General features: G+C 60.8%; 4 protein-coding genes. All 4 read left to right on the forward strand.

Annotated features, from left to right (window positions below; genetic code table 11):
* A partial coding sequence (locus RDN59_RS11025; RefSeq protein ID WP_308607882.1) for a MaoC/PaaZ C-terminal domain-containing protein occupies positions 1-652 on the forward strand: 652 nt, incomplete at its 5' end.
* A 78-nt stretch (positions 653-730) separates the two neighbouring features.
* A complete protein-coding gene (locus tag RDN59_RS11030) occupies positions 731-2,431 on the forward strand; it encodes an FAD-binding dehydrogenase (protein ID WP_308607883.1) in 1,701 nt (566 codons plus the stop codon).
* Between the two features lie 27 nt (positions 2,432-2,458).
* Positions 2,459-3,742 (forward strand): hypothetical protein, encoded by a 1,284-nt coding sequence (locus tag RDN59_RS11035; RefSeq protein ID WP_308607884.1) that lies wholly within the window; start codon positions 2,459-2,461, stop codon positions 3,740-3,742.
* Positions 3,743-3,974: 232 nt separating this feature from the next.
* A complete protein-coding gene (locus RDN59_RS11040) occupies positions 3,975-5,717 on the forward strand; it encodes an RNA-binding domain-containing protein (protein ID WP_308607885.1) in 1,743 nt (580 codons plus the stop codon).
* The last annotated feature ends 197 nt before the right edge of the window (positions 5,718-5,914 follow it).

Consider the following 5,914-nt stretch of genomic DNA (forward strand, 5'->3'; position numbering starts at 1 on the left):
CCTCGTCCACGGCGGCCCGGGTCGAGCCGGCGGCGGCGAAGAACTGGGTGGTGTGCGCGGCATCCACCATTACATGCAGCGCACCGCCATCCAGGGAACCCCGGACCACCTCACCGCCATCACGGGCCAGTGGCACCGCGGCGCGGCCGTGCAGCGCGTGACCCGCGCCGACGTGAAGAATGGCCAGGGCACCCACCCCTTCCGCAAGGACCTGGCCACGCTGCAGATTGGTGACCAGTTCGCCTCCGATCTGCGCCACGTCTCCCTCGAGGAAATCCTCGAGTTCGCGGAGAAGACCGGCGATACCTTCTACGCTCACACCGATGAGGAAGCCGCCACCGCTAACCCCTTCTTCCCGCGCCGCGTTGCACACGGTTACCTCCTGGTCTCCTGGGCAGCCGGCCTCTTCGTGGAGCCCGCACCGGGCCCGGTTCTGGCCAACTACGGCCTGGAGAACCTGCGCTTCATCACGCCGGTGACCTACGACGATTCCATCCGCGTGGAGCTGACCGCCAAGCGCATCACCCCGCGCGTGACCGATGACTACGGCGAAGTCTGCTGGGATGCCGTGCTCTACAACCAGGAGGACGAGATCGTGGCGACCTACGATGTGTTGACCCTCGTAGAGAAGGTGAACACCACCTACGCCTAGGCCACAACCTCGGCACAGAGACGGTGATGTGCGAGCCAAGTCACACGATTGGGGCGAGTTTCTTTTATCATTACTGTCATGAAAGAAACTAACTTGGTCACTGGCTCCGTCATCATCGTCGGCAGCGGCCTCGCCGGCATGGTCGCCGGCTACGAGGCCCTCAAGGGCGGCAAGCACGTCATCTTCCTCGAACAAGAAAATCGCAACAACCTCGGCGGCCAGGCCTTCTGGTCCCTCGGCGGGCTGTTTTATGTCAACTCCCCCGAGCAATCCATGATGCGTGTCAAGGACTCCGAAGAGTTGGCCTGGCGCGACTGGGCCAACTCCGCAGACTATGACCCAGTGACCGAGGATGACCGGCACGATTTCTGGGGTGAGAAATGGGGCCGCGAATACGTACGCTTCGCCGCTAATGAAAAGCGCGGTTACCTCAAGTCCTTGGGCCTCAACGTCCTACCCACCATCGGCTGGGCCGAGCGCGGCTCGGGCGATGCCTCTGGCCACGGCAACTCCGTACCGCGCTTTCACCTCACGTGGGGCACGGGCCCGGAGGTCGTGCGCGTGTTCCGCGAACCACTCCTCAAGGCAGAGGAAAAAGGCCAGGTAGAATTCCACTTCCGCCACCGCGTGGATGAGCTCGTCGTTGAGAACGACGACAGCGGAAACCCGCGCGTCGTCGGCGTGCGCGGCAGCGTCCTCTCCCCCACCAGCCAGGCGCGTGGTGAGGCGAGCCCGAGGGACGTCGTCAAGCACTTTGAGCTTCACGGCTCCGCCGTGGTCATCGCCACCGGCGGCATCGGAGGCAACCTGGAGAAGGTTCGCAAGATGTGGCCGACGCAGCGCTGGGGTCAATGCCCGGAGGAACTGGTCACGGGCGTTCCCGCGCATGTCGACGGCCGCGGCATCGACATCGCCCAGCAGGCCGGCGCCTCCGTGGTCAACACCGACCGCATGTGGGCCTACACCGAGGGCATGAGCAACTGGAATTCCATCTGGCCGGGCCACGGCATCCGCATCATCCCCGGGCCCTCGGCGCTGTGGCTCGACGCGGAAGGCAACCGCCTGCCCACCAACCTCTTCCCCGGAACCGATAACCTGGCCGCGCTCGCCCACATTGGCCAGACCGGGCACGGTTACTCCTGGTTCGTGCTCAACAAGGCCATCGTGGACAAGGAGTTCATCTTCTCCGGCTCGGAGCAGAACCCGGATCTGACGGATAAGGAATTCAAGAAGCTCGCCGGCAAGCTGGGCCCCGGCACGCACGTGGCCGTCAAGGCCTTCATGGATAACGGAATCGACTGGGTCGTGGAAGACAACCTGGAGGATCTCGTCGCCGGAATGAACCACATTGCACCGGAGGGCTCCCCCACCATTGAAGTAACCCAACTTAGAAAAGTCCTGGAAGATCGCGATTCCCAGCTGGATAATCCCTTCAGCAAAGACGCCCAAGTCAACTACCTCCGCGTCGCCCGCGGCTTCCTGGGCGACAAGCTCATCCGCGTTGCTCCCCCGCACCGCATCCTGGATGAAACCAAGGGCCCACTCATCGCGGTGCGCCTGAAGTTCCTCACCCGCAAGACACTCGGCGGCCTGGAGACCAACCTGGACGGCCAGTGCCTCAACCCCGATGGCTCGGTCCTCCCCGGCCTCTATGCCTGCGGTGAGGCCTCCGGTTTCGGCGGTGGCGGCATGCATGGCAAGAATGCGCTGGAAGGCACCTTCCTCGGCGGATGCATCCACTCTGGCAAGCGCGTGGGCGAAGCGTTGGCGCGCGGCTAGCACGGTTTTCTAATACTGTCGGTCACTATGAACCTCGCTAGGAACGTCCGCATCGACGTGGAGAATCCCTTCTTCACCACGTCCCGCTTCGTCGCCGCCCCCGCGGAAGTCACCGTGGGCGAGATGATGATCATCGTCCACGCCGCACTCGGGCTGGAGCCCTCCCACCCGGGAATCCTCGTGGGTGGTGACGACACTCCGATCGATGTCCTCAGCATCATTGACCAGGATTTTTTCGAGACATTCCGGGAGGTAGCGCACTACCACCCCTCGGACGGCGCCTGGAATATCAGCATCAGCGTGGCGGACACCTCACGCGTCGTCATGGGGCTGCCAGCCCTCATCGCCGGTGAGGGTCCCGATCTCATGAGTGAGCTGGGCAGTGCCGAGGCGATGTTCAAGGTGGTCCTCGATGTCCAGGCGACCATGGCCTACATGGCCGTGCCCACGGAGAGCATGGAGCGCATCTTCGCTCTCTTCCCCAACTACACACTGGACCAAATCCATCAGCGCCTCACCACGTTCTTCCCGCCGGCCGTGGCGCAGCGCCTGGCCACCATGGGCACGGAGGCCGCCAACCTGGAGGGCGGCACGAAGCCCGCGCTGCCTGGGGATCTCCCCCTCGATCCTTTCCGCTCCACTCCCTTCGAGGACATCCCGGTGCCATCCCCGGAGATGCTGAAGCAATGGCGCGCGGACATCCACGAGGCCTACCCGGAGCTGCGCCCTGACTACGAGCTGCCGGCGCTTAACGACGCCATCGCCGCCCACGTAGGCCAGCGAATACGAGAATACCTCGAGGTCATCGAGGAATTTCCGCGCCTGACCGGTTCCGGCTACCTCAAGCAAGCAGCCGTCGCCCGTCTCAAGGAGGGCCTGAACAGCCCCAATGATTTTGAAGATGTTAAGCGCGAGGACTACCACCAGCCGCTGCTGAACCTGCGCGGATTCTTGACGGATCTAGATTGGCTCAAGACCACGACGAAGGATATCAAGCTCACCAAGTATGGCCGCAAGGCGATGAGCGATCCGCTTTGGGCCACGCAGGTCGTCCTGAACAACATCCCCTATGCCTACGCCGAACCGGAGGGCATTCCTCAACTCTCCTTCGAACTAGTCCATTTATTCCGCGGCGAGTGGGAGTTCAACCCGGAATACGACTACACGCACGCCATCACCCGCGACCTGTTGTTTACGTTGGGAATTCTCGAAGATGACTCCACATTCCCTGACATCACCGATGGCTGCGAGGGCTTCCTTGGTGAAATCATCACCAAGGTGCGCGAGGAGCTGAACCAAGAGCTGGATTAGCCCTGGTTCAGCCCTCTCCAGGCCGCATGCCGCTGCCTACAACTACCGCGAACAACTCACAACAACCTCGAAACAACTACAAACAACCAGCAACAACCCTTTTGAACTGCCCTTTTCCAACCGATGGGAGCGCTAAACCAGACACAGTTGTTGGCAAAGTTGTTTAAGAGTTGTTTTTCTCGACACTCAAGCCTCAGAAAAACAACTTCCTGGGGAAATGTACAATAAGAACATGGACTCAACAGTGCCCGAGCTTGATTTTCTCCCCGCCCACGTCCGCGATGCCCTGGATGCAATCTGGGCCGGGGCGAAGGCCGACGCGGTGGAATCAGAGGTCCTCGAATTCAAAGAGGACCCCGCCGCCCGCCAGGTGGGCGCTCGCCGCAGCGGGAATCCGGACGGCGACATCATTGAAAAACTTATCGACGAGTCCGTGTGCTTTGCTAACGGCGACACCGGTTCTGGGCACATTGTCCTCGGTGTCGCCGACAAGACACCCGGCCCCGCAGGTTTTTCGGGAACGGCAATGGATCCGGGAAGGATCGAGAAGAAAGTTTTCCACGGAACAGAGCCCAATCTGCGGGTTGAAGCGACCGAATTCGACTACCGCGGCTGCCGCCTTATTCTTGTTCGTATCCCGGAAGCCCTGTCCTTCTATCGTCGCAAGAAGGGGCAGGCTTCCCGCCGCGTGGGAACAGATTGCACCCCCGTCCCCGAAGAGCTACGTCGCGCTATTTCACGTGTGCGCGCCAACCCCGACTTTTCCAACTCCCTGTCCCAGAAGGCCACACAAGACATCGATCTTGCGTCACTCAACGAAGCGCGACGACTCCTCCAGGTAAAGCGCAGCCGCTCGGGCGAAAGCGCACACGCACCCGAGACGACCACGGGCCTCCTCCGCGAGTTGGGACTTATCGACGAGGCTGGCCGGCTCAAGCGTGCCGGCGAAATTCTCCTGCTCCCACCAGAGGTTCCCCAGGTGATAATCCGCCACCTGTGGCGCCCGATGGTGGGCGCCGACCCGCAAGTTACTGAGATTTCTGCACCGCTTATCCAGGCACTCCCCCAAGTCCGCCGCCTCATCGCTGAGCGCGGCGACCAAGAGGTCGAACGCGTCCAGCTGGATAACGGTCAAGAATTCGCCATTCCTCGCTTCCCGTCTCAGGCCGTGGATGAAGCCGTCACCAATGCGGTTATTCACCGCGATTGGCAGCTCTCCCGCCCCATCGTCATTGAGCAATCACCCCGGACCCTGAAGATATTCTCACCCGGGCCGCTGCCCGTGGGCGTGGAACCCCATCGTCTCCTCACTACTCAGTCCATTCCTCGCAATCCGCGTCTGATGGCAAGCATGCGCATGCTTGGCCTCGCGGAGGAGTCTTCTCGCGGTTTTGACCGCATGTGGGCCGCGATGTTGTCCACTGGTCGTGAGATTCCACAGGTTGATGCCACCGACACTGACGTGGAGGTCATCATGTCCGCAGGAAAGCCAGATGTCGATTTCGTTCGATGCCTACAGCGCCTGGCGGACGTCAAGGGATCCCAACTCATCGGCAACCTTAATACCCTCCTCACACTGAAGCACTTGTGGGAAGCTCCGCTTATCACCGCCGACCAGATAAAGAAAAAGACTCAAACTTCCGACATCGAAATGGAGGAACTCGTGGCGGTCCTCGAGGAAAGGGACCTGTTGACAAAGGTAAGGGATGCCAAAGAATGGGTGCTGAGCGACTTCGCGCGTAAGGCAATGGACAAGGAATCCCCGGGGGATCTATCTACTGTCAGCGTCCAGGAGTGGATAGAGGAACGCCTGAAGTCCGGTGAGTCTTTACGTTCTTCCGAACTTGCTGAAGACACTGGACTCAGCCGAACTGAAGTCACCAATATCCTGCGCCACCTGCGCACTCTCGGCCGCGCCATCATCGACCCCGCCGGACCACAGCGCGGCCCAAACACCCGCTGGATCGCCCCGTAGGCGAAAACCTTAGACAACGACAAACAACCCACAACAACCTCGAAACAACTGCAAACAACCAGCAACAACCTGTCTGACCTGCTTTTTCACAACAAAGGGGAGCTCTAAACTAGACACAGTTGTTGGCAAAGTTGTTTCAGAGTTGTTTTTCACGACACTCAAGCCTCAGAAAAACAACTTCCTGGGAAATGGATATC

The sequence above is a fragment of the uncultured Corynebacterium sp. genome, from assembly GCF_902489365.1.
Lineage (GTDB): Bacteria > Actinomycetota > Actinomycetes > Mycobacteriales > Mycobacteriaceae > Corynebacterium.